The following is a 24,885-nucleotide window of genomic DNA, read 5'->3' on the forward strand; positions in this document are numbered from 1 at the left end:
CTTTCCTCCATATTTCTAATTTTATCCTTCATATAAATAAGTTTTTAATTGCTCAATATTCATTCCTGAAAGTCCTAATTCTTCCACAGTTCTTCCTGTTTTACGGCAATCTTGCCCCATAGCTATGCTTCCTATAGTGATAAGAGCATCCATTATAGGAGTTTCAACTCCAGTTAATTTAGCAATTACGCTCCAACCTACTAAACCAAATGGAATATCTTCTGTAAAGTATCTATTTTTTAAACCATCAGGTCCTTTGATTTTTCCAAATTGCTCATTTTTTGTAATAGCTTCATAGATATTTGTTTTTACACTTCCTGAAGATCCAAGAGCATCTACTACAGAAATAGCTTTATATCCAAGTTTTTTCATAATATTCATTCTTTCTTCATCAAGAGCTTCTGTTACTGTTCCTACACAAGGAGTAATTCCTTCTTTATAGAACCAAAACTCACCTTTCATAAGCTCTATTCTTCCAGCATTCATTATACATCCTGGCACATGAACAACAGGATTTAGAGTAAATAATCCACTTTCTATTACACTTTCACTTGCAGATACAGGATAGAATTTTTTAAGTTCTTCTATAACTTCAGCTGTTTTCTTAGCTGGCATAACTCCTGTTTTTAAAGGAGAGTGTACTCCCATTACCATTGATTCTCCTGGTCCCATAAGTCTTGTATCATATGGTAGTGTATATGATTCAGCAAATGCTACATCTTTTTTTATACCTTTTTGTTTCATCTTGTTCCAGAAAATAAGTGAACCAAATGTTCCTGCAAGAATTAAAACTATTTGCCCATCTTCTAAATGATCTATAAGAAGATCTGCATAATAACTATGTCCAAATGCTGGAACTGCAATAACTATATATTTTACACCTTTTATAGCTTCAACAATATCTGTTGTAACCATTGCAAGATTTCCTATTCCTTCTCCTAAAGCTCCATGTTGAACTATTTGTTTTGTTTCAAAAACTTTTTGCATCTTCCCTGCAAATTTTGCATCTTCAAACATACGTACTTCAAAACCTCTTCTTGCAAAATCTGCTGCTGCTGCATGTGCTCCATTTCCTCCACCTAAAACCGCTACTAATTCAGCCATTAAAATCACTCCTTAGTATAAAATGTTCAATATTCCTACTGTTTTTTTAGCTTTTTATATTTTAGCATTGAAAAAATATTTTGTATAATCTATAATCTATATATCATATTATATGATTATAGATATAAGGGGAGAAAGATAAGGATGAATATTCAATATTTAAAATATGTTGTTGAGGTGGATAAAACTGGCTCTATAAATAAAGCAGCGAAAAATCTTTATATGGGACAACCAAATCTAAGTGCTGCTATAAAAGAGCTAGAAAAGGAACTGGGAATCTCTATTTTTTACAGAAGTAAAAAAGGAGTATTTGCTACTAAAGAGGGGGAGAAGTTTCTTTTTCATGCTAAAAAAATAATTTCTCAAGTTAATGAGTTAAAATCTTTGTATAAACCTAATACTAATAATCTGCCTATACATTTCAGTATTGCTGCATGTAGAGCTACTTATATTACAATAGCTATCTCAAATTTTATAAATAATTTAAAAAATAAAAAAGGGATGACAGTTAATTTTAATGAGACTAACTCTTTAAATGTTATCAATGAAGTGGCAAATGGAAATGCTGAAATAGGAATTATTCGTTATCAAAATATTCACGAAAATTACTTTGTATCACTTTTAAAAAGTAAAAATCTTATTTTTGAGCCTCTATGGGAATCTAAACTATTTTTAACTTTCTCTGAAAATCATTCTCTTATATCTGAAAAAGAGATAAAATCTGAAATGTTAAAAAAATATATAGAAATTGTCCAAGGTGATATGAAAGTTCCTGTTGATAAAAGCAGCAACCTTTCAACCTCTTACCAACCCTCTCCTCAAAGTATAAGTGTCTATGATAGGGGGAGCCATGTAAATCTTTTGGTAAATGTAAAAGAGGCATTTATGTGGGTACCTATACTTCCTGAAAATATACTAAAAAGAAATAAGTTAGTTCAAAGAGAGTGTGCTGATTTAAAAATTATAACAAAAGATATCCTTGTATACTCTTTAGAGAGAGAACAAAGCATCTATATTAAAAATTTTATCTCCTCTTTAAAGGAATCTATAAAAAATATCTCTGTTATAGATGACGGTTTTTTAATCTAAATAGTTACTATTTAAAAAGGGAATACTGCTAAACAGTACTCCCTTTTATCTTACATTATAAAATTAATCTAAGAAGTTTTCATTAAAGTAAGCTACTAATGAATCCATCTCTTTTTCAGTTCCACCTACTGTGTAAACATCTACTCTTGCTACACCTTTTTTACATTTATACTCTAATGTAATTATCATTTGTTCATGGTAGTTTTGAGCTAAAGCAAATTTTGAGAAGGCTACTTTTCTATCTGGATTATAGTATACAACTTTTAATTTTTCTACATATGAACATGTTGATAAAGAGTTTACAATTCCTTCTAACTCTTCTACTTGTACACTTCCTTCCATAATTTTTCCTGCTGGAGCATGACTGATCATGCTTGCTGGTGGTAGATAGCTAGTTTCTCTCATTCTTCTTACATAATATTCTCCCATTGAAGAGAATCTTACATAAGTTTCTCCATTTTCCTCTACAAATTCAATAAAGTTATTTAAGTCAATTTTTGAATCAAGTTCAGCTTTAACTTCAGAAAGTTTTACTTTTCCAACTCTATCTAACAATCTAAAGAACTCTTTATTTTCAAGATAGATATTTTGATCTGCTTTTATTGGAAGAGGAGAAATTTCTGTTACTTCAGTAAATTCATCAAACATAAAGTATGATTTAATATGAAGTAATTGAGCCATTAATCCTACCATAAATATTTCAGCTTTATATCCACCAACTGTGCAAACAGCTACATTGTATTTATTTCCAATTTTATTAACTATATTTCTAATTTCTTCAGTTAGATTAGTTAATCCTTCTGTTCTAAATACCTCGTGATTTCTTTTATCTAGTCCAAAAATTATTCTTTTTTCAACTCTCTTAGCTATTTTCTTTGCAAGAATAAACTCTTCAAGTACATCTCCTGCTAATTTTCCATTTACAGTGTTGTGTATTACAAGAAATATTCTGTCACCAGAGAAAATTCCTTTTTCTAAAAGATTCTCAAGAGCGATTACCTCTGCTCCATATCTTCTATCTCTAAAATCCTCGATTTTTTCCTCTTCATAATATCTTAAGATATCTTCTTTTGTGATATTTTCTTTTTTAGGATTATTAGCAATATAATTTTCTACTAAACTTGTTCCTACGGTCATGATAATATTATCCATCAGACTTCCCCCTTAATTTTTTATCTACTATAATAATTACCCTCAATTTAACATTTTGTCAACATAAATTTAACATTTCAACAAAAAGTTTTTTTAATTCATAAAATAGACAACACTCCTATTTTTTATTTTTTAGAGACATTGTTATTTTCACTTATATAAAATCGCCAAGGTTTATCTTTAAATTCCTCTGCATAATCGATTCCTACTCTTGTTGTTTCTGTAATTTTATTAGGAACATATCCGTCATCCTCAATCCAGATATTTTTTCCCAATGTTAAATCCATGTTATTGTCATCAGAGATTATTCCTAAAGCTTTTGTCAATTTTCCCGGTCCATTAGCAATATATTTTTCACTCTTAACTTTTCTTATTTTTAACATAATATCTTTATTATCTAAAGGTTCTAATGCTCTTATAAGTACTGCTTCTGGATTATTTTTAATAGAGGCTGTCACATTGAAACAATGATACATTCCATAGATTAAGTAAATATATGAATATCCACCCTCTCTATACATTGCTTCTGTTCTCTTGGTTCTCCTGTTGTTATATGCGTGGCAAGCTTTATCTATAATTCCCATATACGCTTCTGTTTCAACAATTCTTCCTTTGTATAATACTCCATCTATCTCTTTAACTAAGATTTTTCCTAAAAGATCTTTGGCAAGTGTAATACCATCTTTAATGTAAAAATCTCTATTTAATATCATCTTATATCTCCTCAGAGATCTCCCAAATAAGTTGATCTTTTATTTCATCAAAATTTTTAAGTTTTGATATCTTCCAATTTTCACCATAAAGTTTAACTTCACAATTTCTAATTTCACTATTTATATTACTTTTATTAATAAGCTTTTTATCAAATAATAATGCTCTTTTCTCCTCTTTTCCATCTATCATAACAATAAGCATACCTTTATTGTACCCTAAAATTGTCACTTCTGAAACTCTACTTTCTGCTTCTTTTTCAATAGCTCTCTCTTTTCTATTCTCAGCATTTTTTCTCTTATTCTCTGTTAATCTTCTAAATTTCTTTTCCTCTTCTAATCTCTTTGCTTTTTTCATTTTCTTATATTTTGAATAAGCTAATCCTTTTGGTTTATCTTTACTTATAACTTCCATTTTTCCCTATCCTTTCTTTATTTTTTATCAATATTTATTATATCATAGGCTACATATATTTAAAATAAGTTTGTCTAAATATTTCTCTTTTCTTTTCTAAATTTTTATAGATTATTTTGGAAAAATACTATAAAATACTTGTTGAAATAAATTTTAATGGGGGGAAATATTTTGGAGAAAATCAAAATAAAATCTTTACTTTCACTTACTATTCCAATATTTTTAGAACTTTTATTAGTTAATATAGTTGGAAATATTGATACTATTATGCTTGGAAAATACAGTGATAAAGCTGTTGGAGCTGTTGGAGGTATTAGCCAAGTTCTTAATATCCAGAATGTTATATTCGGTTTTATCTCGTTGGGAACAAGTATTCTAATTGCTCAGTATATCGGTGCTAGAAACAGCAAAAAGATTAGAGAGGTTATCTCTGTTTCTGTCTTTTTAAATGTCTGCCTTGGAATTTTAATGGGACTTATCTATCTAGTTTTTTGGAAACAAATTCTAATTAAAATTAAACTTCCTTTCGAACTTATGGATATGGGAAAAACTTACTTTAAATTAGTTGGAGGATTGTGTGTATTTCAAGCTGTCACTCTTACTTGTGGAGCTATAATGAAAAGCCATGGAAACCCTAAACCTATGTTATTTGTAAATATAGGGGTAAACCTTATTAATATATTAGGAAACGGTATGTTTATCTTTGGTTGGTTTGGTATGCCAATTTTAGGAACTACTGGGGTTGGAATCTCCACTGTATTCTCTAGAGGTATAGGTTGTATTGTTGGAGTAATAGTTATGATGAGATATTGTAAATTTAGATTTAAAAAACAATATCTTCAACCTTTCCCCTTCCATGTTATAAAAAATCTTTTAGCTATTGGTATTCCAACTGCCGGAGAAAACTTAGCTTGGAATATTGGACAACTTATGATATTAGCAATGGTTAATGCTCTTGGAACTAACTTTATTGCATCAAGAACTTATCTTATGTTAGTTGCCACATTTGTTATGACTTTCTCTATTTCCTTAGGACATGCTACTGCTATTCAAGTTGGGCAATTAGTTGGAGCTCATGAAACTGAAGAAGCATATGATAAATGTTTTAAAAGTCTTAAACTGTCAATTATACTTGCATTTTTAGTTACAACAATTATAGCTCTATTTAAAAATCAAGTTATGAGTTTATTTACAAATGATGCCGCTATTTTAGAAATATCATTAAAAGTTTTCCCTATTATGATTATCTTAGAAGTTGGAAGAGTCTTTAATATAGTAATTATAAACTCACTTCATGCTGCTGGGGATATTCAATTCCCTATGTTTATGGGAATAATATTTATATTTATTGTAGCAGTTCCTTTCTCATATATTTTAGGAATAAAATTAGGTTGGGGACTTGTTGGTATCTGGATTGCCAATGCTGCTGATGAATGGTTTAGGGGTATAGCAATGTATTTAAGATGGAAAAGTAAAAAGTGGGTTACAAAGAGTTTTGTTTAATAATTTTGGGTTTGCTTTAAAGCAAACCCTTTTTTATTACTAAACTATAGTTTATCTACCTAAGCTCAGTTATCTAGCACATCACTAGGTTTTGACAAAGTACCTTTGGATTTAGCGATTATTAGTCAAGCTTAGTTATCTCTATTTCTTTTTTTAACATCAAGTTGTCTCCATGTCAGTGAATAAAGAATCCCTATAGCTTATTCCGTTGAAAATGCAAAACTCGCTCCGCAGGCTCCGCTCAAACACGTTGCATTTTCTTAACTGCATTTCGCTAAGGGCTTCTAAAAAATTAATGTAGCACAGTACTTCGCTTGTGTCTCAAAAGTAATAGTCGTTTGCACTCCCTTACTTTTGGAAATTACGTCAACTTGATGTTAGGGATAATCTATTTTTACTTTTTATTAGAGCCATAAATTATATTTTAAAGTTCTTTCAAAAAATATTTTATTAAAAAATATATTGATTTTCAAATTAAAATGTTTTATAATTAAAACAGATTAAAATAAATTACCAAAGGAGTGTTAATATTATGAAAACTGCAATTTTTTATGGAAGTACTACTGGAGTTACTCAAGATATAGCTGAAAGAGTTGGAAAACTTTTAAATGCTGATATTTTTTCAGCTTCTGACATTGAAAAGATCTGTGATTATGATTTTGCTATTTTAGCAACTTCTACTTGGGGAATGGGAGATCTTCAAGATGAATGGATAGATGCACTTGATAAATTAAAAACTCTTAACATTACTAGTAAAAAAATAGGATTTATTGGAGTTGGAGATCAAGAGGGGTTTGGAGATACTTTTGTTGATGGTATAGGAATTATTTATGATGAAATAAAAGATAAAGGAATTACATTAGTTGGAAAAACTTCTACTGATGGATACTCTTTCTCTTCTTCAAGAGCTGCTGAAGATGGTGAATTTATAGGATTAGTTATTGATGAAAATAATCAAAGTAACCTTACAGATGAAAGAATAAATGCTTGGGTAGCAAAAGTAAAATAATATTAATTTCTCCTTTTATTTGACATGTTTTTTAAATAATCATATAATTTATATTATTATTTAAAAGGAGAAAAGCAATGTTAAATAAAAATATAACTATTGAATTCTTAAAAGAGATGGGAAAAGGATATCTTCCTGAATTTATGGGAGTAGAAATACTTTCAATTGAAGAAGGAAAGATGACAAGTAGATTAACTATAAAGCCTCATCATATAGCCCCAAATGGTTTTCTTCATGCTGCTACTGTAATATCTTTAGCTGATACAACTTGTGGATATGCCTCTTTTGCTCATCTTCCTGAGGGAGCCGAAAGTCTTTGTACTATTGAACTTAAAAGTAACCATTTAGGAACTGTTAGAGAGGGTGGAATATTCTGTGTTGCTACAGCTATGCATTTAGGTAGAAATACACAAGTTTGGGATGCTGAAGTTTCTGATGAGAAAACTGGAAAAGTTATAGCACTATTTAGATGTACTCAAATGAATCTTTTCTCTAAATAGCAAAAAAGTTATTGTAGTTTTTAACTTACAATAACTTTTTTTATTGATAAAACTATATAGATATCTCTACTAAATCTCCTAATTTATACTCTCTTCCCTCTTCTCCTTGAATATTTACATAGATTTCTTCTGTTTCATTTTTTATTTTTAAGATAGTATAAGCCCCCATAAACTCTTTATTTATAATTTTCCAACTACCTTTTTGATTTTTTTCTATCTTTATATTTTCTGGACGTATCAACTTTTTAACCCCATCTTTTAATATAAAATTAGATTTTCCAATAAAATTAGCTACATACTCATTTATAGGAGAGTAATAGATCTCTTCAGGAGTCCCTATTTGCTCTATTTTTCCATTGTTCATAACCACTACTTTATCTGATATGCTCAATGCTTCCTCTTGATCATGTGTGACAAATATCATACTTATTTTTAAGTTTTTTTGTAACTCCTTTAGCTCCTCTCTCATGCTGATTTTTAATTTAGCATCAAGATTACTAAATGGCTCATCTAATAAAAGTATCTTAGGATATAGCACCAAAGCTCTAGCCAGTGCTACTCTTTGCTGTTGTCCACCACTTAACTCTTGGATAGATTTTTTTTCATATCCATCTAAACCAACTATTTTCAAGTATTCTAAAGCTAATTCATTTTGCTCTTTCTTTGTAAATTTCTTATATTTCAAACCATACTTAATATTTTCTAAAACATTCATATGGGGGAAAAGTGCATAGCTTTGAAAAACTGTTGAAATATCTCTTTTTTCTGGTGGAATATCTGTTATATCTCTATCTTCTAAATAGATTTTTCCATTATCTGGTTTTAAAAATCCACCTATTATATTTAAAAGTGTAGTTTTTCCACAACCACTGGGACCTAATAGAGAGATTAATTCCCCTTTTTCTATACTAAAATCTATCTTTTCTATTCCTCTATTTTCTTCAAAAATCTTTTTTAAATTTTCAATTCTTAAATACATATTTTTCTCCAAAATCTATTTTTTTAATACTTTTGCTACAAAAATATTTAAAGAAAAAGTGATAAAAGTTATTGCTAAAGCTGTTATTGAAGCTGCTCCATACTCCCCTTGTGCAACCTGTGTAAAAAGCATTATTGTGGCAACATTATTCCCTGGAGACACCAAGAATATTATAGCCCCTATAGTTGTCATTGTTGCTATAAAACAATTAACAAAAGAGATTAAAAATGCTGGTTTCAATAGTGGAAATATTATATCTAAAAGTATTCTCATCTTAGATGCTCCTAAATCTCTACCTGCTTTTTCTATATTTGGATTCAATGTAGAAAATATTGAGTCTCCAGCTTTTATTCCAATACTTATCTGTCTAAAAGCACAGTTTAAAATCACTATTGTAGCTGTTCCTGTTAAAGTAAAGATTCCACTATTAAAAGCTAAAATATATCCTAATCCAAAAAATGTTCCTGGAATAATATAAGGCAATCCCCCTAAAAACTCTATCCCCTTAAAGAAATAACTGTTTCTTTCTCTATTATAATACGAGATTAAAATTCCTATAGTAGAGGATATTGCACCAGATATAAAAGCATAAACTATTGTTCTTAAAAATACCCTTGTAGATGAAAGCTTAAATTTTTCTATATACTCTAAGGTAAACTCTATCCCTTTTGAAGTATAATTATAAAACCCTGAAAAAAATATAGCTGAATATTGAATAAACATTATCAATACAAATAGATAAGCTACTACTTTAAAAAGAATCTTTACTCCCAATGGAAGAGAATAAGAGATATTTTTAGACTCCATACCCTTTCCCACTGAAAAACTGCTAAATTTTTTCAAAAGTATTCTCTTGTACAATAGAAAAGCTAAAAGTGCTGGAAATATAAGTAACAATGTCATTGCCGCTGCTTTTGGCATATTTCCTTCACCAATTACTGTCAAATATGCCTCAGTTGCTAAAGTACTTTCTCTTCCTCCTATTATTATAGCACTTCCAAAATCAGATAAATTTTTTGTAAAAAGTATAAAAAAAGTCCCTAAAAAAGCTGGAACAGAGATTGGAAAAACCACTCTCTTTAAACTTTCCCAAGGTGAAGCTCCTAAAGCTCTTGAGGCATTTATCAAAGTATAATCAAAATTTTTAAATATCTCATATAACATAAAGGTTGCAAAGGAGATCTCTCCAATAAGTTGAAGCATAACTATCCCTTTTAAACCATATGGATTTGTATGAAGTCCTAAAACTCTATATGTTATAAGTCCTCTTCTCCCAAAAAGCATTATATAAGAGATCCCGAATATAAATGGTGGAGAGATCATAGTCAACATCAATAGATAATAATAAAATTTTCTTACTCTCTCACTAGAAAAAAGCATATAGTAAGCTATTATTCCTCCAAATATAGATGCAATCCCAGCTGATATTGATGATGTTATCATGCTATTTTTCAATAGCAAATAATTTTCATTAAAAATTCCCTTATAAAATTTTAAAGTAAAACTATTATTATCAAAAAAACTAGTAACTATAATTTTATAAATGGGGTAGAAACAAAAAAGTACTACCCCAATAATAACTAGAAATAATATTAAATTATAGCTAAAATTATTTTGCTTTATTTCCAAATCTTGATTTCCACTCATTTAAAACCTTTTCTCTTTCAGTTCCTAGTCTTTCAATATCAATATCTACTAATTTATTCATATCAACTGTTTTTATGCTTTTTGGAATCTCTACTCCATTTCTTACCATAGCTCTAGGATCTTCATCTCTTATAACTATTTGACCTTTTTCTGATAGTGCCCAGTCAATAAATTTCTTAGCTTCATCTAGATTTTCAGCATTTTTAAATATAGCCATTCCTGCTGGTACCCAAGGAATCATATCTTCAGGATAAATAGTTGTTACTGGATATTTTCCTTCCATTAATATAAATTCACCTGACATTGGAATTACTGCAACTCCAAACTCTCCACTTGTAACTTTTAAAGGTGGTTCTCCTCCTCTTTTTGCTAAGAATGGAATATTTTTACCTAATTCTTCAAAGTATGCCCATGCTTTTTCCTCTCCTAATGCTTGAATTAAGTTGTGAACTAAAGCATAGTTTGTTCCAGAAATAGCAGGGTTTGCCATTATAACTTCATCTCTATATTCTGGTTTTGCTAAATCAGCCCAAGTTTTTGGAGCTTTTAATCCTTTTTCTTCTAAAATATCATTATTTACCATAAATCCTACTAGTACCAATGATACTCCAGACCAATATCCATCTTTATCTCTATATTTTAAAGGAACTTCTTCCATTTCTGGAGAAACATATTTTTCTAAAAGTCCTTTATTTTTAGCAGCTATAAAACTATCTAATCCTCCACCAAACCAAACATCTGCTGATGGTTTTCCTTGTTCAGCTTCTAATTTTGATAAAAGCTCTCCAGAAGACATATCTATAAAATCAACTTTTATTCCTGTATCCTTTGTAAATTGTTGAAATATCTTTTCTTTTCCTCCATAAGCAGCTACAACTTTTAAACTTCCCTCTGCAAAAACTAAGCTACTTAATCCTAATAAAAAAATTAAAAATGTCAATGCTCTCTTTTTCATTCTTTCCTCCTCAGGTTTACTCTATTATTTCATAGTTATTATTTACATATTTTAAAGGTTTACATCTATTAGTTTTCAATGCTTCAATTAACTCTTTTACATTTTTAACTTTGTATGGTAAAAGTGTTGCATATACTCCAACTTTTTCTACTACATGAGCATCACTTGAACCAATCACTTGTATTCCAAGTTCCTTTCCTGCTTTAACTGCTAATCCATTATGATAATCACTTGTACTTCCATTGTATCCCTCTATTGCTGTAAGTCCTTTAACTGTATATAGTTTATCCTCTAACCCTCTATTATTTGTTCTATATGGGTGAGCTGCTGTACAAGTTCCACCAAATTTATCTACATACTCAATAAACTCTTGAGCACTCATCTGTTCTTCTGGCAGTTTATCTATTCCAAAAGCAACAATATCTCCATCCTTTGTTAGATACTCTACCCCTGGAAAAATAACAAAATCATATTTTTTTACAAGCTCATCAATTTCTTTTATAACATCTGGATTTTCATGATTTGTAAGTGCTATCCCATCAAGTCCTTTTCTCTTTGCTTCTCTAACTATCTCTTCTATAGATATGTGACTATCTGTAGAATATTTATTATCATGCAAATGTAAATCTACTTTCATTTTGAAATATAACTCCTTTTTATTTTTATAACTTTTTTATTATAACACAAATTTTAACCCTATAAAATATATATCTATAAAAAAACTGCATCCATACTATTTTAAAAGTTTGAATGCAGTGCAAAGAGCTTTTATCTCTTATTTATTATTTAAAGTCATCTCTTTAGATTTTTTTATAGTATCAGTAACAGCTTTTATTATTGCTCCTCTGAATCCATTTTCCTCTAAAGTTTTTACCCCTTCAATAGTTGTTCCACCAGGTGAACATACATTATCCTTTAACTCTCCAGGGTGTTTTCCACTTTCAAGGAACATCTTTCCTGCTCCTATTAAAGTTTGTCCAATCAATTTATAAGCTGCTGCTCTAGGAAGCCCCTCTAATACAACAGCATCAGCAAGAGCCTCAATAAACATAAACATAAATGCTGGTGAAGATCCTGAAGCTCCTATTACAGCATCAAAAAGTTCCTCTTTTATCTCTACTGCCATTCCAATTTTTTCAAATAGCTCTTTAAAATATACCTTTTCTTCATCTTCAATATTTTCATTAAAGCTATATGCAACACATCCCTCTTGAACCATTAAAGGTAGATTTGGCATAGTTCTTATTATTTTGCTATTTGTATTTTCTGTTTCCTCTAAAATATCCTCCATAGTTATTCCAGGAGCCATAGCAATAAGAACCTTTGTACTATTGATACTCTCTTTTATCTCATCAATAACATCCATATATACATTTGGTTTTACTGCTAAGAAAATAATATCACACTCTTCAGCAATAGCAACTTCACTATCTAATGCTTTTACTCCATACTTTTTTTCTATCTCTTTTCCTTTTAAAAAGTCATAGACTCTTATATCATTGATTTCAACCATAAGAGAATTAATTATCCCCTTTAAAAAGGCTTCTCCCATGTTTCCACAACCAATAAATCCTACTTTTTTCATTTTCCTTTTCCCTCTCTTATATATTTAAACTATTTTTGTTCCCAATGCAATCTCTTTTTCAGGTGTTAATAAAATACTCTTACTAGCATCTTCAGTTTCTGCACATAGTAACATACATTGTGATACTTCTCCTCTCATTTTAGCAGGCTCAAGATTAACAAGTACAACTACAATTTTCCCCATTAATTCTTCAGCAGTATAATAATCTACTAAACTAGTGACTGTTTGAATAGTATTTTCATGTCCTATATCTATTTGAACTTTATATAGTTTATTTGCAGTTGCTACCTTCTCAACTTCAACTATTTTTCCTACTCTCATTTCAAGTTTTGCAAAATCTGAATATTTGATTTTTTCCATATCTTTTCCCCCTAAAAAATATTTTATTTATCTATATAGATATTAAATCTATCTGTTATCTCTTTAAGTTTTTCAAATTTATCTAAAACTTCCTCTTTATCCTCTACTCCAAGTTTCAATAAAAGAGCATTTAAAATAACAATTCCTGGTACAAATGTATATGCCTTTTCTCCATTTTTAGTTGTTAAAACTAAGTCCGATATATTTCCAAGAGTTGAATCTTTTTTATCTGTTACTGTTATAACCTTATTTCCTTGCTCCTTAAAGAATTCTGTCACTTGACAAGTGAAGTTTGTATATGGATGGAATGAAATTGTAAATAAAAGATCATCTTTTTGAGAATAAAGAAGTTTATCTGTAAAATCTGAAGCTCCAGAGATCATAAGTTCTACACCTTCTCTAAACTCTTTAAGCATAAAGTATAGATAATAAGCTAGTGCATATGACCCTCTTGCTCCTAAGATATATAGCTTTCTACTGCTCTTTATCCATTCTACTGCTTGGTCCAATGCCTTTTCAATTTCAAGAACATCAATCTCTTGCAAAAGTTCAACATTTGTATCTATTACCTCTTGTAAAATATTTGTTCCACCAGACATCTCATCTATACTATTTTTTAACCCTTTCATATAAGAAGTCTCTTTTTCAACCTCTTTTTGAAATATCTTTTGAAAATCAGGGTATCCTCTAAACCCTAAGTTTTTAGAAAATCTAGTTATTGTAGCTGGGCTTGTATCTGTCTCTTTCGCCAATTGATTTATTGAAATAAATGAAACTATACTTTGATTATATCTTATATAATCAGCTATTTTTTTAAAACTTTTACTAAAGCTATCATAATTGTCGTCTAAATATCCAAGTATTTTCTTCTTCATAACCTATGTCCCTTTCTATTAAAAAATATCTGTTTTAGTTACAATTATACCCCATTCTTTATATAAAATCAAAAACATTTTTTCTATTTTATTTTATCAAACCATTTAGTAAATCTATACATATCAACTAATTTTTCCATAGTTTCATATATCATATATCCAGCTAATCTACTTGTTCTATTTGCTACATCATATCTAGGATTTATCTCTGCAAAGTCTAAACATACAACTTTTTTAGTTTCCATTAAGGCTCTTAAAATTCTCTTTCCTTTTTTAGAATCCATTCCTAATACAGTTGGAAATGATACTCCTGGAGCTGCTGCCCCATCAAAGACATCCATACATATTGTCACATAAACTATATCCATCTTCTTAACAAAAGATTTTAAAGATGATATTGTAAACTCTTCTGGATACTCCTCTTCTAAAACTAAAACACCTTTTTCATCAGCATTTTTTATAAGTGATCTACTATTTTCCAATCTTTGAAAACCTGTTATTGCATACTCTACATTCTTATCTTCATCTAATATCTTTTTAAAAGATGTTTCAGATGTCATTCTCTCATCATAGGATTTTATATCCAAATGAGCATCAAAACTAATTATTCCTATTTTTTTATCTGGAAAAGCCTTTCTTATTCCTTTATAAGCTCCATAAACTATATCGTGCCCTCCACCTAAACCAATAGGAAAAAGCCCTTTAGAGTAAATATCAGCTATCTTTTCACTGTACTCTTCTTGTGCCTCTTCTAAAGTTTTTTTCTCTAAGTTTCCATAATCATATATTCTTAAATTTTTAATATTTGGTAGTTCACTTAATCCTTTTCTAATAGCATTAGCACCTTCAGAAGCTCCAGCTACTCCTTCATCTCTTAAAATTCCATCTTCTGTATCATAACCAACAAAGCAAACTCCACCTTTTTCTTGAGCCTCGCTTATATCTTTTACAACTTGCCATAATTTTAAATCATCCTCTTCAAAGCTATCTATTTTACCATTCCAAAGTTTTTTCATATTAGCTCCTCCTCTGTTGATTTAATATCTTAATACAATAATTACTCTAATTTTATTGAATTGTCAATAGAAATAATACCTAGATAGTTATATTTTACACTATATTCAATAAAAAACTTTTTTTATTTATAATCTTTTAAAAAAAATTGAGGATAACTATTAATTATCCTCAATAATATTTTTTCTTTAATATTTTTTATTTATTATAAGTATCTATATCTAGCATATTTTCACTCTTTGCTACATAAATACTTGTTGCACTATCTCCAATTACATTTAGTGAAGTAACTAGCATTTCAATAGGTCTATTTATTGCTAAAATCAATGAATAAACTAAGATAGCTGCATCATTTACATATCCTAAACCACTTAGAATTGTAAATAATACTACTGCTCCAGCTCCTGGTGCTGCTGGAGTTCCTACTGATGCCACTAAAGCTAATAATCCTATAACAAAAATATTTGTCATTGTAACTTCATATCCAGCTGCTGCTGCAACAAATACTGCTGCTATAACCTGCATTATTGCTGTTCCATTCATATTTGTTGTCATTCCTAAAGGTAGGACAAATGATGCTATATCATCACTTACTCCCAATTCTTCAACTGTTGTCTTTTTATTTAAAGGTAGTGTTGCTGCACTTGAAGAAGTTGAGAATCCAAATAATGCAACTTTAGCTGCTTTTCTAACAAAAGGAATTGGACTTAATCCTGTTGAAACTGCTATTAGAAGTGAATATCCAAATACTAAGAATATCAATAAACTAATAGTTGTAACCACAACATACACCATAGCTGGTTTTAAGTGATCTACTCCATATGATGCAAATGTTCTTGTTAAAAGTACAAATATAGCTATTGGTCCAAATTTATTTATAACAAAAGATAAGAACTTAACAACTATATCGTTGATCTCTTGAAGTACATTTTTTAAATATTTTACTCTATCTCCTAAACTATTTATACAAAGTCCTGTTGAAACTGCTAAAAATACAGTTGCTAATACTCCACCATTATTTGAAAATGCTGAGAAAATATTGTTAGGCACAACACTCATAAATACAAGTAATGGGTTACTTCCTGATTTTCCTTTTACCATGTTAATTCCAGTAGAAATTTTTACATTAAATCCACCTGATTTATATACAAGCATTCCCACAATACCTGCCATAACTAAAGCAATTAGTGAAGAAATTAAAAAGAAACTTAAAGTTTTATATGATATACGCCCTAATTTTTTTGAGTCACTAATGTGACACATAGCTAAAGTTATAGATGTAAATACCATTGGAATTATTACTAGTTGTAATGAATTTACAAAAAGTTGCCCTATAATATAGAAAATACCTAATGATCTTTCTGCTCCCTTAGCTGAAATATCTTGGAAAAGTAATGAATTAATAAATTTCCAAGTATCACTATTTCCCCCAACTTTTTCTCTTAAAAGAATAAAAATAAATCCTGCTACTATTCCTGCAATTAAAGCTATTGTCATCTTTATTGCAAGAGTGTTTTTCCCTTGTTTCACTGAATTAGACCTCCATATATAATAATTTAATTTTAGATAACATGGGTTTAAAAAAATTTTACCTTTAATGATTATAATAAAGATATTAAAAAATGTCAAAAAAATTTTTATTTTCTCTTAAAAAATAATCTATTATTTTAAAAAATTTTCAAACTAATATAGAAGTCATTTAGCAAAAATAAAAAAGACAAGGTTTTTGGCAGCCCTTGTCTTTTCATTCCTGTTACTATTTTATCTTTTAGTCAACTTAATTATACCATAGCATTTTAATAAAATCAATGATATAATAATCAAGTTCCGCCTCGAATCTGAACATCTCAAGAAAGGAGGTGCGAAGTGAAGAGGCTATTTTATATTTTAGTCATGATAATAATGTTCTTTTTATTATCTAAAAACTTATACTAGATTTTATTCATAAAAGTTTTATGTGGGAGGATTTGGCAGATCCTCCTGCTTTTTTATTTTTTTTAAAAAAGGTGTTGAGTTTCTATCTCTCAACACCTTTCTATAAGCCTATTTTAAACCTTTACTTTGTAAAAGTTCAATCATCTCTAAATTATTTTTTTCTTTAGCAATAGATATAGCACTATCACCATAAGACATATAATAAGGATTTACTCCCAATTCAAATAGTTTTTTAACTACATTTACATATCCATTATCTACTGCTCTCAAATATATTTCACCAAATATATTCTCATTTTTTCTATTTCTCATATTTAGATTATAATCTTTTATCTCTAAAAGTTTTAAAAGCATATTTTCATCATTAGTATAGAAAATAGGAATATTTCCATAAATATCCTCTTTTTTAAAATCTCCACCTCTTTCTAACATAAGTTCTACAAGTTTAATATTACCAGAAACTACTGCATCAAAAATAGGTGTCCATCCTTCACTGTTTTCTATATCTAAATTTGCCCCTGCTAAAACTAAATATTCACTATACTCAAAAGGTTTATTCTTTATAAAATAGCTAATTACACTCTCTTTCTTATTATCTAGTTTATTTATATCTGCTCCTGCTATAACAAGTTTATTTAAAGCTTCAGAGCTTCTCACATAGAAAATAGGTGTTCTTCCATCTTCTATCTCCTCTTCAAGATATGCCCCTCTTATTAGAATCATATCCAATACATTATGGCTATCATTTTCAACAGCTATCATAAGCAGACTTTTTCCATCTTTGCTATATGTTACAGGAAAATTTTCTGAAAAAAAACTATTTAATAAAAAACTATTATCTGTCTCAATTGCATTTACCACCTCTTCAGGTGCAATAACCACATTTTTCTTGTCTTTTAGCATTGAACAACTTGTAAATATAATTATTATTATACTTAGACATATTAGCTTTCTCATAAATTTAACCTCTCCAGTTAATTAGTCTTCATTTCTTTTTTCAGCTTTTCTTCTTTCTCCCTCTTTTAGAACTTTCTTTCTAAGTCTAATATTTGTAGGAGTTACTTCTACTAACTCATCTTCAGCAATATAATCTAGTGCTTGTTCTAGTGAGAATCTTCTTGGAGTTGCTAATTTAACTGCATCGTCACTTCCTGCTGCTCTCATATTTGTAAGTTTTTTAGTTTTACATACGTTTACAACAAGGTCATTTTCTCTGCTGTGCTCTCCAACTATCATTCCTTCATATACAGGAATTCCTGGATCTAAGAATAATATTCCTCTATCTTGAATATTATTTAAAGCATATGGAACTGTTACTCCAGGTTCTGTTGCTATTAATACCCCTTTAGTTCTTGTAGGGATCTCTCCTTTGTATGGTTCATAGCTATAGAATGAATGGTTTAATATTCCTGTTCCTTTAGTATCTGTTAAGAATTCATTTCTAAATCCAATAAGTCCTCTTGCAGGTACTTTAAATTCAAGACGAGTATATCCATCTGTTCCAGGAGTCATTGTTACCATTTCCCCTTTTCTACTTCCCATCTTTTCAATAACTACACCTGTATAACAATCATCAACGTCAATTAGTGCCATTTCGATAGGCTCCATTTTTTGTCCATTTTCCTCTTTCATAAGAACTCTTGGTTTTGAAACTTGAATTTCAAATCCTTCTCTTCTCATATTTTCAAGAAGTATAGAAAGTTGAAGTTCTCCTCTTCCTTTAACAACAAAGGCATCTGGAGCATCTGTTGCTTCTACTCTCATACTTACATTTGTTTGTAATTCTTTTTGTAGTCTTTCCCAAATGTGTCTAGAAGTTACAAATTTTCCTTCTTTTCCAGCAAATGGAGAATCGTTTACCATAAATGTCATAGCAAGTGTTGGCTCATCTATATCAATTAATGGTAATGCTACTGGATCATTGATATCTGCAAGAGTTTCTCCAATATCAATATCCTCGATTCCAGCTATACAAACTATATCTCCAGCTTGAGCTTCTTGAATTTCTACTCTTTTTAATCCTTCATAACCATATAAAACAGAGATTTTTCCTTTTACCATTTTTCCATCTCTTTTTATAAGCATAACATCTTGGTTTCTCTTAACTATACCATTGTGGATTCTTCCTACTGCAAGTTTTCCAACATAGTTATCATATGCAATATTAGTAATTAAGAATTGCATAGGTTTTGTAGCATCTCCTTCTGGATCTTCTACATGCTCAAGAATAGTTTCAAATAGTGGTATCATATCTGAACTTTCATCAGTAAGCTCTCTCTTAGCAAATCCACCTTTTCCAGATGCATAGATTACTGGGAATTCAAGTTGAAGTTCATTTGCATTTAATTCAATAAATAATTCATAAACCATGTATAATACATCTTCTGGTCTTGCATTTGGTTTATCAACTTTATTTACTACAACTATTGGTCTGTGCCCTTGTTCAAGAGCTTTCTTTAATACATATTTTGTTTGTGGCATTGGTCCTTCAAAAGCATCTACAAGTAGTACTACTGAATCAACCATTTTCATAATACGTTGTACCTCTCCTCCAAAGTCAGCATGTCCTGGAGTATCAACTATATTGATCTTATAGTCTTTGTATCTTACAGAGGCATTTTTAGAGAAAATTGTTATTCCTCTTTCTCTTTCAATATCATTTGAGTCCATTACTCTTTCTTCTACTTTTTCAAGTTCATGGCTCCCAAATGCTCCACCTTGTCTTAATAGACAGTCTACTAATGTTGTTTTTCCGTGGTCAACATGGGCAATAATTGCTATGTTTTTGATTTTCATTTTTCAACCTTCCTTACGGGAATTAAAAATATTTATATCCCTTTAATAAATTATTACTTACATTACATAATCCTAAAAACTTACCTTCAATATCATACACTCTATATCTTCCATTTTCTGTAGTAAATCTCACTGTATGTCCATTTCTAAATAAAAGTAGGTTTTTATCTCCAGTTAAAGTTATCTTTGGATAATCAAAGAATTCTTCAACACTACTTATAAAGCTACTATCTCCACTGTTACACATCTCTTCAATAGAATCTAATGTATAGGCTTTTTCAATATTAGAAGTTCCAACTTCCTCTCTAACTAGAGATGTCATTGTTGCAAAAGTCCCTAAAGTCTCTCCTAAATCATTAATAAGTGATCTAATATAAGTTCCCTTTGAAACTTTGCATCTAATCTTTCCTTTTCTCCCATCAAATTCCAGTATCTCAATAAAAGAGATAGTTACTTTTCTTGATTTTCTCTCTATTTCAATTCCTTGTCTTGCAAGTTCATAGAGTTTTTTTCCATCTACTTTTAATGCAGAATACATAGGTGGTACTTGATCTATCTCTCCAGTAAATCTTTCTAATGCTATCTTCAAATCATCTGTTGAAACATTAAATTCATCTACTTTGTCAAGAACTTTTCCCTCTACATCATAAGTATCTGTTCTATATCCTAGTTCAAATCCAGCTGTATATATTTTTTCATATCCTTCAATATCTTCTACAAGTCTTGTTGCTCTCCCAACACATACTACAAGTACCCCTGTTGCTAATGGATCAAGTGTTCCAGTATGTCCTATTTTTCTCTCGTGAAGACATCTTCTCAACCTTCTAACTACATCAAAAGATGTTATTCCACTAGGTTTATTTACATTTATTATCCCTTCCAAAACATCAACTCCTGCATAGAACTATCCTTTATTATAACATATATTATTCATCTTTCAAACATTTTTATAAATTTTTTCTATTTACGTTTTTTTACCACTGTTTCTGATTTTTAGAAAAATATAGTTATTCTATTCTATATTTATTTGTTGGACTCCATAATATATAGTCCTCTATTCCTAAATCTCTTAGAGCTTGAACTTGAAGTTCTATCTCTTTAGGTCCGTAATTAATATGTCCCTTTACCCACTTTGCTGTAAATGCTTGTATCCATGGTCTGATCATAGCTGGTGTATCAATATTAGCATTTCTATTTATAGAGTCTTGTGTACAATGATAAACTGTCTTATATGGATAAGCATCTGGTACAGGTAGTCCATAAACCCCTCTTCCATAGTGGCTTGGATAGATCATTGGACAGATGTAATCAACTACATTACTTACAGATTCCCAATGTTGTCCCAATGCCATATCATCTGGTAAACTTCCAACTTGCCCATAAACATCTGCTGCTATATATACTCCTAAAGGTTCCAATTCCTTTCTAGCATAAGCTAAATATTTTTGAATTGTCTCTGGCTTAGATTCATTTTTTGTATTTCTATAATTCAGTTCCTTATCTAACTTTCCTCCATTTGATGCTGGGAATCTTACATAGTCAAATTGAATCTCATCAAATCCAGCTTTTGCTGCTTCTTTTGCCACCGCTACATTGTATTCCCATAAATATCTATCGTGAGGAGAAACCCAAATAACACCATCACTATTTGTAAAAGGTTTTCCAGTAGCTTTACTAATTATAGCTTTATCAGGATTTGCCTTAGCATAAGTAGGATCTTTAAAAGATACTATTCTTGCTATTGTGTAGATATTATTATCTTTTAATCTCTTCATAAATTTTTCAATATCTTTAATTGGAGCACGTCTATTAGCTAAAGGATTATATTTTTCACCAGCCTCCATTTTAAATAAAAGTGTTCCATCATCTTCTTTTACATCAATTACAAAGGCATTTATCTTAGTTCTTTTTGTAAGAGCAATTAATTCATCCATCTTTTTATTTAGAGATGCTGAACTACTTGTTACATAGATCCCTTTTACTTTTACCCTTTTATTATCTGGATACTCTTTTTTCTCAACTGGAGAGAAATCAAGATTTTTCCAATTTTTTGGTAAAGTCTCTTGCATAGTTCCAGCAAGTTGATTTTCTTTTATCCAACCAGTTTTTCTCTTACCATTTTTAGTATATGCAATTTTTTCCCAGTTATCCTTTATAACGATTTTTTGAACTTCATTTTTTCCATCAGCTTTTTTAACAGTTTTATTTTTTATAATATCAACTGTTCTTTTCTCTAAAACTTCAACCCTAGTACTTATTTTTAAGTTATCCTCAGCTTTAGGAGTAATTTTAGTATCAGCAAATACTCTTATACTTTTATTAGCATATTTATACTTATTTGATACCTTTTTATCCTCAATATTTTCTTTAACTACAACCTCTTCTCCTTTATTTTCAGTTGTAACTTCTGTATTTTTTTCCTCTACCTTATCAGTTGTAGTTATATTTTTCTCCTCGATTACAGGATTTACAACTTCTTTTTTCTCTCCAGCTACCTCTTCTTTATCCTCTAACATATTTAATTCCTTAACTACATTTTCACTTTTCGTAGTTGTTTCAGGTTTCTCACTTCCCAATGAGATATTTTTTGTCATATCCACAGTTGCTGTGATAATTACAAGATAACAAAAGATAGAAAATAGAATCTTTTTAATAAAGCTATTTTGATTCACGTAACTCCCTCCAAAAATTTTAAATTTTACCTTACTATTTTATACTATTTATTGAAATTTAGCTATATAGAATTTTTCATTTTAGTTATTATTTGAAATATATTTTTTTTAGTGATATTATCTTTATATTAAAGTTAAAATTGGAGGCTTTAAATGAATAATAAATTTTTACAAGAGGAATTAAACTCTCTTAAAGAAACTAACAACTTTAGAGTTTTAAAAGAGTGTAACTCTTCACTTATAAATTTTTCTTCTAATGATTATTTAGGATTAGCAAATGACAAAGAGCTTTTAAATGAGTTTTATTCAAATTATCATTGTAAACTATCCTCTAGCTCATCTCGTTTAATAGATGGTTCATATCCTGAAGTTATGGAGTTAGAAAGAGAGTTAGAAAAAATCTACAATAGAGCTGGAATTGTTTTCAACTCTGGTTTTGATGCCAATTCATCTATAATTGAGACTTTTTATAATAAAGATACACTTATTATCAGTGATAGATTAAACCATGCAAGTATCTATGATGGGATTGTTAACTCTGGAGCAAAACTATTGAGATATAAGCATTTAGATATGGAAAATTTAGAAAATCTTTTAATAAAATATAGAGATAAATATGAAGATATCCTTGTTGTTACTGAAACTGTTTATAGTATGGATGGAGATGTGGCAGATATAAAAAAATTAGTTGAATTAAAAAGAAAATATAACTTTGATCTGATGGTTGATGAAGCTCACTCTTATGGGGTTAATGGATATGGAATTGCCTATGAAAATAATCTTGTACAAGATATTGATTTTCTCGTTATCCCCTTAGGAAAAGGTGGGGGATCTGTTGGTTCATATCTTCTTTGTTCCCAACTTTGCAAAGATTATATTATCAATAAAAATAGAAAATTTATCTTTACAACTGCTCTACCTCCTGTAAATAATTGCTGGAATCTATTTATTTTAAAAAAGATGCCTGAATTTTTAGAAAAAAGAGAGAGATTACAAGAGCTAATAAGATATTTTTTATCTCTATTAAAAGAAAATAGTATTGATACTTCCTCTACTACACATATTGTTAGTATTATAATTGGAGATAATAAAAAAATTATAAAAATAGCTGAAAATCTAAAAAATAAAGGTTTTTTAGTATATGGAGTTAAAGAGCCAACAGTGCCAAAAGGGAGTGCTAGATTTAGAATAGGATTAAACCCTAACTTTTCTAAGGAAGATCTGGAAAGATTTGTAAAGGAGTTAAAATATGAAATTGATAGTGTTCTTTAATGGCTGGGGAATGGATAATAAAGCTGTTGATCATCTTACTATCCCTAAAAATTATGAGGTTAAAATAGTGAATTTCCCATATGATTTAGATAGCTCTATCTTTAAAAACTATGAAGATGTAATAGCTATTGGTTGGTCTTTTGGAAGCTACTATTTATGCAAATATTTAAACTATAATAATATAAAATTAGATAAAGTTATCTCTATTAATGGAGTTCCTGAAACAATAGGGGAGTTTGGAATCCCTGAAAGAATTTTTGAAGCTACTCTTAAAAACCTTACTCCTGAGACTTTAAAGGAATTTTATCACAATATGGGAGTAGATAGTGAAAATCTATTTTCTAATAGAAATTTTCAAGAGATAAAAGCTGAGCTTCAATATTTTAAAGATAATTATTCTCCTGAAAAAAATGTTTTTAGTAAAGTTTTTATTGGTAAAAAAGATAGAATTATTCCAGCTCTTAGGCAAGAAAAATACTATAATAGTCACAACATTGAAGTATCTATTATTCAATGTCCACACTACCCTTTTAATTTTTTTAAAAGTTGGTTAGATATAATAGGAGAAAATTAAGATGAATTTTAATAAAAAATTTGATAGTTATGATGAAAATGCAATAGTTCAAAAAAAAGTTGCTTCTCATCTAATTAAACTTATTAAAGAGATAAAAAATGATAAAAATAGTTTTGAATCTATTTTAGAAATTGGTTGTGGAACTGGAATATTTACAAGGGAATTTTTAAAAAGTTACTCTCCAAATAAAATTATTTTAAATGATTTTTTCCAAGTTGAAAGATTTTTAAATAATATTCCTTATAACTCTTTTTTAGTTGGAGATATTTTAAAAATTGAACTTCCAAAAGTTGAAACTATTGTTTCTAGTTCTGTTTTTCAATGGATATCCCCTCTTGAAAAGCTAATAGAAAAACTATCTTTTTGTAAAAATCTATATTTCTCAATCTATATTTCAGGAAATTTAAAAGAGATAAATGAGCATTTTAATATATCTCTTGATTATCTTAAAATTGAGGAGATTGAAAATATATTAAGAAAATATTTTAAAAAAGTTAAGTATAAAAAAGAGAGTACCTCTCTTGAATTTTATACACCATTAGATGCTTTAAAGCATCTAAAAAATAGTGGAGTTACTGGTTTTAAAAAAAGTTCTATCTCTAAGATAAAATCTTTTTCTTCTAAAACTCTTACTTATGAGATTGGATATTTTTTATGTGAAAAATAATGATAGTATTTACTCAGCTGATCAAATTCTATAAAAAATTAGCTAGCTTAAAGTTTAATTTTTATGATACTA

Annotated in this window: 24 protein-coding genes; 7 read left to right on the forward strand and 17 right to left on the reverse strand. The window is 29.2% G+C overall.

Annotated features, from left to right (window positions below; all coding sequences use genetic code 11):
- Positions 1–21 precede the first annotated feature (21 nt).
- Complete coding sequence (locus I6E31_06840) at positions 22–1,104, reverse strand: NAD/NADP octopine/nopaline dehydrogenase family protein (GenBank protein MCF2639691.1); 1,083 nt, start codon at positions 1,102–1,104, stop codon at positions 22–24.
- Positions 1,105–1,248: 144 nt separating this feature from the next.
- Here I6E31_06840 and I6E31_06845 point away from each other — a divergent pair, with 144 nt between their 5' ends.
- Positions 1,249–2,193 (forward strand): LysR family transcriptional regulator, encoded by a 945-nt coding sequence (locus I6E31_06845; GenBank protein ID MCF2639692.1) that lies wholly within the window; start codon positions 1,249–1,251, stop codon positions 2,191–2,193.
- Between the two features lie 63 nt (positions 2,194–2,256).
- Here I6E31_06845 and I6E31_06850 read toward each other — a convergent pair whose 3' ends face one another.
- The 3 genes from I6E31_06850 to I6E31_06860 all read right to left on the reverse strand — a co-directional run bounded on the left by I6E31_06850 (position 2,257) and on the right by I6E31_06860 (position 4,470).
- Positions 2,257–3,345, reverse strand: a complete 1,089-nt coding sequence (locus I6E31_06850; protein ID MCF2639693.1) for an antitoxin — start codon at positions 3,343–3,345, stop codon at positions 2,257–2,259.
- A 125-nt stretch (positions 3,346–3,470) separates the two neighbouring features.
- On the reverse strand, positions 3,471–4,058 hold the full coding sequence (locus I6E31_06855; protein ID MCF2639694.1) for a DNA-3-methyladenine glycosylase: 588 nt from the start codon (positions 4,056–4,058) through the stop codon (positions 3,471–3,473).
- Position 4,059: 1 nt separating this feature from the next.
- The gene (locus I6E31_06860) at positions 4,060–4,470 is read right to left on the reverse strand and encodes a hypothetical protein (GenBank protein ID MCF2639695.1); all 411 of its coding nucleotides are present in this window, start codon (positions 4,468–4,470) and stop codon (positions 4,060–4,062) included.
- A 156-nt stretch (positions 4,471–4,626) separates the two neighbouring features.
- On the opposite strand from I6E31_06860, the gene I6E31_06865 reads away from it, so the two are divergent.
- The 3 genes from I6E31_06865 (at position 4,627) to I6E31_06875 (ending at position 7,482) form a co-directional block, all read left to right on the forward strand.
- Positions 4,627–5,973, forward strand: coding sequence for an MATE family efflux transporter (locus I6E31_06865; protein MCF2639696.1), 1,347 nt, complete (start codon positions 4,627–4,629; stop codon positions 5,971–5,973).
- Between the two features lie 532 nt (positions 5,974–6,505).
- Positions 6,506–6,982 (forward strand): flavodoxin, encoded by a 477-nt coding sequence (locus I6E31_06870; protein ID MCF2639697.1) that lies wholly within the window; start codon positions 6,506–6,508, stop codon positions 6,980–6,982.
- A 77-nt stretch (positions 6,983–7,059) separates the two neighbouring features.
- Positions 7,060–7,482, forward strand: a complete 423-nt coding sequence (locus I6E31_06875) for a PaaI family thioesterase (protein MCF2639698.1) — start codon at positions 7,060–7,062, stop codon at positions 7,480–7,482.
- A gap of 52 nt (positions 7,483–7,534) precedes the next feature.
- Here I6E31_06875 and I6E31_06880 read toward each other — a convergent pair whose 3' ends face one another.
- The 13 genes from I6E31_06880 to I6E31_06940 all read right to left on the reverse strand — a co-directional run bounded on the left by I6E31_06880 (position 7,535) and on the right by I6E31_06940 (position 22,222).
- Entirely contained in the window at positions 7,535–8,461 is a 927-nt protein-coding gene (locus I6E31_06880; GenBank protein MCF2639699.1) for an ABC transporter ATP-binding protein, read from the reverse strand.
- Between the two features lie 15 nt (positions 8,462–8,476).
- Positions 8,477–10,108 (reverse strand): iron ABC transporter permease, encoded by a 1,632-nt coding sequence (locus I6E31_06885; protein MCF2639700.1) that lies wholly within the window; start codon positions 10,106–10,108, stop codon positions 8,477–8,479.
- Positions 10,071–11,063 (reverse strand): ABC transporter substrate-binding protein, encoded by a 993-nt coding sequence (locus I6E31_06890; protein MCF2639701.1) that lies wholly within the window; start codon positions 11,061–11,063, stop codon positions 10,071–10,073. The genes I6E31_06885 and I6E31_06890 overlap by 38 nt, the downstream gene beginning before the upstream one ends.
- A 16-nt stretch (positions 11,064–11,079) precedes the next feature.
- Positions 11,080–11,700, reverse strand: coding sequence for a PHP domain-containing protein (locus tag I6E31_06895; GenBank protein ID MCF2639702.1), 621 nt, complete (start codon positions 11,698–11,700; stop codon positions 11,080–11,082).
- 138 nt (positions 11,701–11,838) lie between these two features.
- Positions 11,839–12,648, reverse strand: coding sequence for a pyrroline-5-carboxylate reductase (gene proC, locus I6E31_06900; GenBank protein MCF2639703.1), 810 nt, complete (start codon positions 12,646–12,648; stop codon positions 11,839–11,841).
- Between the two features lie 24 nt (positions 12,649–12,672).
- A complete protein-coding gene (locus I6E31_06905) occupies positions 12,673–13,008 on the reverse strand; it encodes a tRNA-binding protein (GenBank protein MCF2639704.1) in 336 nt (111 codons plus the stop codon).
- 23 nt (positions 13,009–13,031) lie between these two features.
- On the reverse strand, positions 13,032–13,883 hold the full coding sequence (locus I6E31_06910) for a MurR/RpiR family transcriptional regulator (GenBank protein MCF2639705.1): 852 nt from the start codon (positions 13,881–13,883) through the stop codon (positions 13,032–13,034).
- 83 nt (positions 13,884–13,966) lie between these two features.
- Entirely contained in the window at positions 13,967–14,899 is a 933-nt protein-coding gene (locus I6E31_06915; GenBank protein ID MCF2639706.1) for a formimidoylglutamase, read from the reverse strand.
- Positions 14,900–15,095: 196 nt separating this feature from the next.
- Complete coding sequence (locus I6E31_06920) at positions 15,096–16,427, reverse strand: dicarboxylate/amino acid:cation symporter (GenBank protein ID MCF2639707.1); 1,332 nt, start codon at positions 16,425–16,427, stop codon at positions 15,096–15,098.
- Between the two features lie 513 nt (positions 16,428–16,940).
- On the reverse strand, positions 16,941–17,789 hold the full coding sequence (locus I6E31_06925) for an ankyrin repeat domain-containing protein (protein MCF2639708.1): 849 nt from the start codon (positions 17,787–17,789) through the stop codon (positions 16,941–16,943).
- Positions 17,790–17,810: 21 nt separating this feature from the next.
- Entirely contained in the window at positions 17,811–19,628 is a 1,818-nt protein-coding gene (gene typA, locus I6E31_06930; GenBank protein ID MCF2639709.1) for a translational GTPase TypA, read from the reverse strand.
- A gap of 22 nt (positions 19,629–19,650) precedes the next feature.
- Positions 19,651–20,511 carry a tRNA pseudouridine(55) synthase TruB gene (gene truB, locus I6E31_06935; GenBank protein MCF2639710.1) on the reverse strand — a complete coding sequence of 287 codons (861 nt, stop codon included), beginning with the start codon at positions 20,509–20,511 and terminating at the stop codon, positions 19,651–19,653.
- Between the two features lie 124 nt (positions 20,512–20,635).
- On the reverse strand, positions 20,636–22,222 hold the full coding sequence (locus tag I6E31_06940) for a hypothetical protein (GenBank protein ID MCF2639711.1): 1,587 nt from the start codon (positions 22,220–22,222) through the stop codon (positions 20,636–20,638).
- A gap of 231 nt (positions 22,223–22,453) precedes the next feature.
- On the opposite strand from I6E31_06940, the gene I6E31_06945 reads away from it, so the two are divergent.
- Genes I6E31_06945 through I6E31_06955 form a run of 3 tightly spaced genes read left to right on the forward strand, consistent with a single transcriptional unit; the run spans position 22,454 to position 24,813 of the window.
- On the forward strand, positions 22,454–23,572 hold the full coding sequence (locus I6E31_06945; GenBank protein ID MCF2639712.1) for an aminotransferase class I/II-fold pyridoxal phosphate-dependent enzyme: 1,119 nt from the start codon (positions 22,454–22,456) through the stop codon (positions 23,570–23,572).
- Positions 23,550–24,146, forward strand: coding sequence for a DUF452 family protein (locus I6E31_06950; GenBank protein MCF2639713.1), 597 nt, complete (start codon positions 23,550–23,552; stop codon positions 24,144–24,146). The genes I6E31_06945 and I6E31_06950 overlap by 23 nt, the downstream gene beginning before the upstream one ends.
- Position 24,147: 1 nt before the next feature.
- Positions 24,148–24,813, forward strand: coding sequence for a malonyl-[acyl-carrier protein] O-methyltransferase BioC (locus I6E31_06955; protein ID MCF2639714.1), 666 nt, complete (start codon positions 24,148–24,150; stop codon positions 24,811–24,813).
- The last annotated feature ends 72 nt before the right edge of the window (positions 24,814–24,885 follow it).

This window comes from Fusobacterium varium, from assembly GCA_021531615.1.
Classification (GTDB): domain Bacteria; phylum Fusobacteriota; class Fusobacteriia; order Fusobacteriales; family Fusobacteriaceae; genus Fusobacterium_A; species Fusobacterium_A varium_C.

What these genes read in the sequence shown, in the direction of transcription:
- I6E31_06955 (MCF2639714.1), top strand. Translation starts at nt 24,148, where the DNA reads ATGAATTTTAATAAAAAATTTGATAGTTATGATGAAAATGCAATAGTT.
- I6E31_06875 (MCF2639698.1), top strand. Translation starts at nt 7,060, where the DNA reads ATGTTAAATAAAAATATAACTATTGAATTCTTAAAAGAGATGGGAAAA.
- typA (MCF2639709.1), bottom strand. Translation starts at nt 19,628, where the DNA reads ATGAAAATCAAAAACATAGCAATTATTGCCCATGTTGACCACGGAAAA.
- I6E31_06840 (MCF2639691.1), bottom strand. Translation starts at nt 1,104, where the DNA reads ATGGCTGAATTAGTAGCGGTTTTAGGTGGAGGAAATGGAGCACATGCA.
- I6E31_06915 (MCF2639706.1), bottom strand. Translation starts at nt 14,899, where the DNA reads ATGAAAAAACTTTGGAATGGTAAAATAGATAGCTTTGAAGAGGATGAT.
- I6E31_06860 (MCF2639695.1), bottom strand. Translation starts at nt 4,470, where the DNA reads ATGGAAGTTATAAGTAAAGATAAACCAAAAGGATTAGCTTATTCAAAA.
- I6E31_06925 (MCF2639708.1), bottom strand. Translation starts at nt 17,789, where the DNA reads ATGAGAAAGCTAATATGTCTAAGTATAATAATAATTATATTTACAAGT.
- I6E31_06855 (MCF2639694.1), bottom strand. Translation starts at nt 4,058, where the DNA reads ATGATATTAAATAGAGATTTTTACATTAAAGATGGTATTACACTTGCC.
- I6E31_06950 (MCF2639713.1), top strand. Translation starts at nt 23,550, where the DNA reads ATGAAATTGATAGTGTTCTTTAATGGCTGGGGAATGGATAATAAAGCT.
- I6E31_06880 (MCF2639699.1), bottom strand. Translation starts at nt 8,461, where the DNA reads ATGTATTTAAGAATTGAAAATTTAAAAAAGATTTTTGAAGAAAATAGA.
- I6E31_06895 (MCF2639702.1), bottom strand. Translation starts at nt 11,700, where the DNA reads ATGAAAGTAGATTTACATTTGCATGATAATAAATATTCTACAGATAGT.
- I6E31_06910 (MCF2639705.1), bottom strand. Translation starts at nt 13,883, where the DNA reads ATGAAGAAGAAAATACTTGGATATTTAGACGACAATTATGATAGCTTT.
- I6E31_06885 (MCF2639700.1), bottom strand. Translation starts at nt 10,108, where the DNA reads ATGAGTGGAAATCAAGATTTGGAAATAAAGCAAAATAATTTTAGCTAT.
- I6E31_06845 (MCF2639692.1), top strand. Translation starts at nt 1,249, where the DNA reads ATGAATATTCAATATTTAAAATATGTTGTTGAGGTGGATAAAACTGGC.
- I6E31_06865 (MCF2639696.1), top strand. Translation starts at nt 4,627, where the DNA reads ATGGGGGGAAATATTTTGGAGAAAATCAAAATAAAATCTTTACTTTCA.
- I6E31_06890 (MCF2639701.1), bottom strand. Translation starts at nt 11,063, where the DNA reads ATGAAAAAGAGAGCATTGACATTTTTAATTTTTTTATTAGGATTAAGT.
- I6E31_06905 (MCF2639704.1), bottom strand. Translation starts at nt 13,008, where the DNA reads ATGGAAAAAATCAAATATTCAGATTTTGCAAAACTTGAAATGAGAGTA.
- I6E31_06945 (MCF2639712.1), top strand. Translation starts at nt 22,454, where the DNA reads ATGAATAATAAATTTTTACAAGAGGAATTAAACTCTCTTAAAGAAACT.
- I6E31_06870 (MCF2639697.1), top strand. Translation starts at nt 6,506, where the DNA reads ATGAAAACTGCAATTTTTTATGGAAGTACTACTGGAGTTACTCAAGAT.
- proC (MCF2639703.1), bottom strand. Translation starts at nt 12,648, where the DNA reads ATGAAAAAAGTAGGATTTATTGGTTGTGGAAACATGGGAGAAGCCTTT.
- I6E31_06850 (MCF2639693.1), bottom strand. Translation starts at nt 3,345, where the DNA reads ATGGATAATATTATCATGACCGTAGGAACAAGTTTAGTAGAAAATTAT.
- I6E31_06940 (MCF2639711.1), bottom strand. Translation starts at nt 22,222, where the DNA reads ATGACAAAAAATATCTCATTGGGAAGTGAGAAACCTGAAACAACTACG.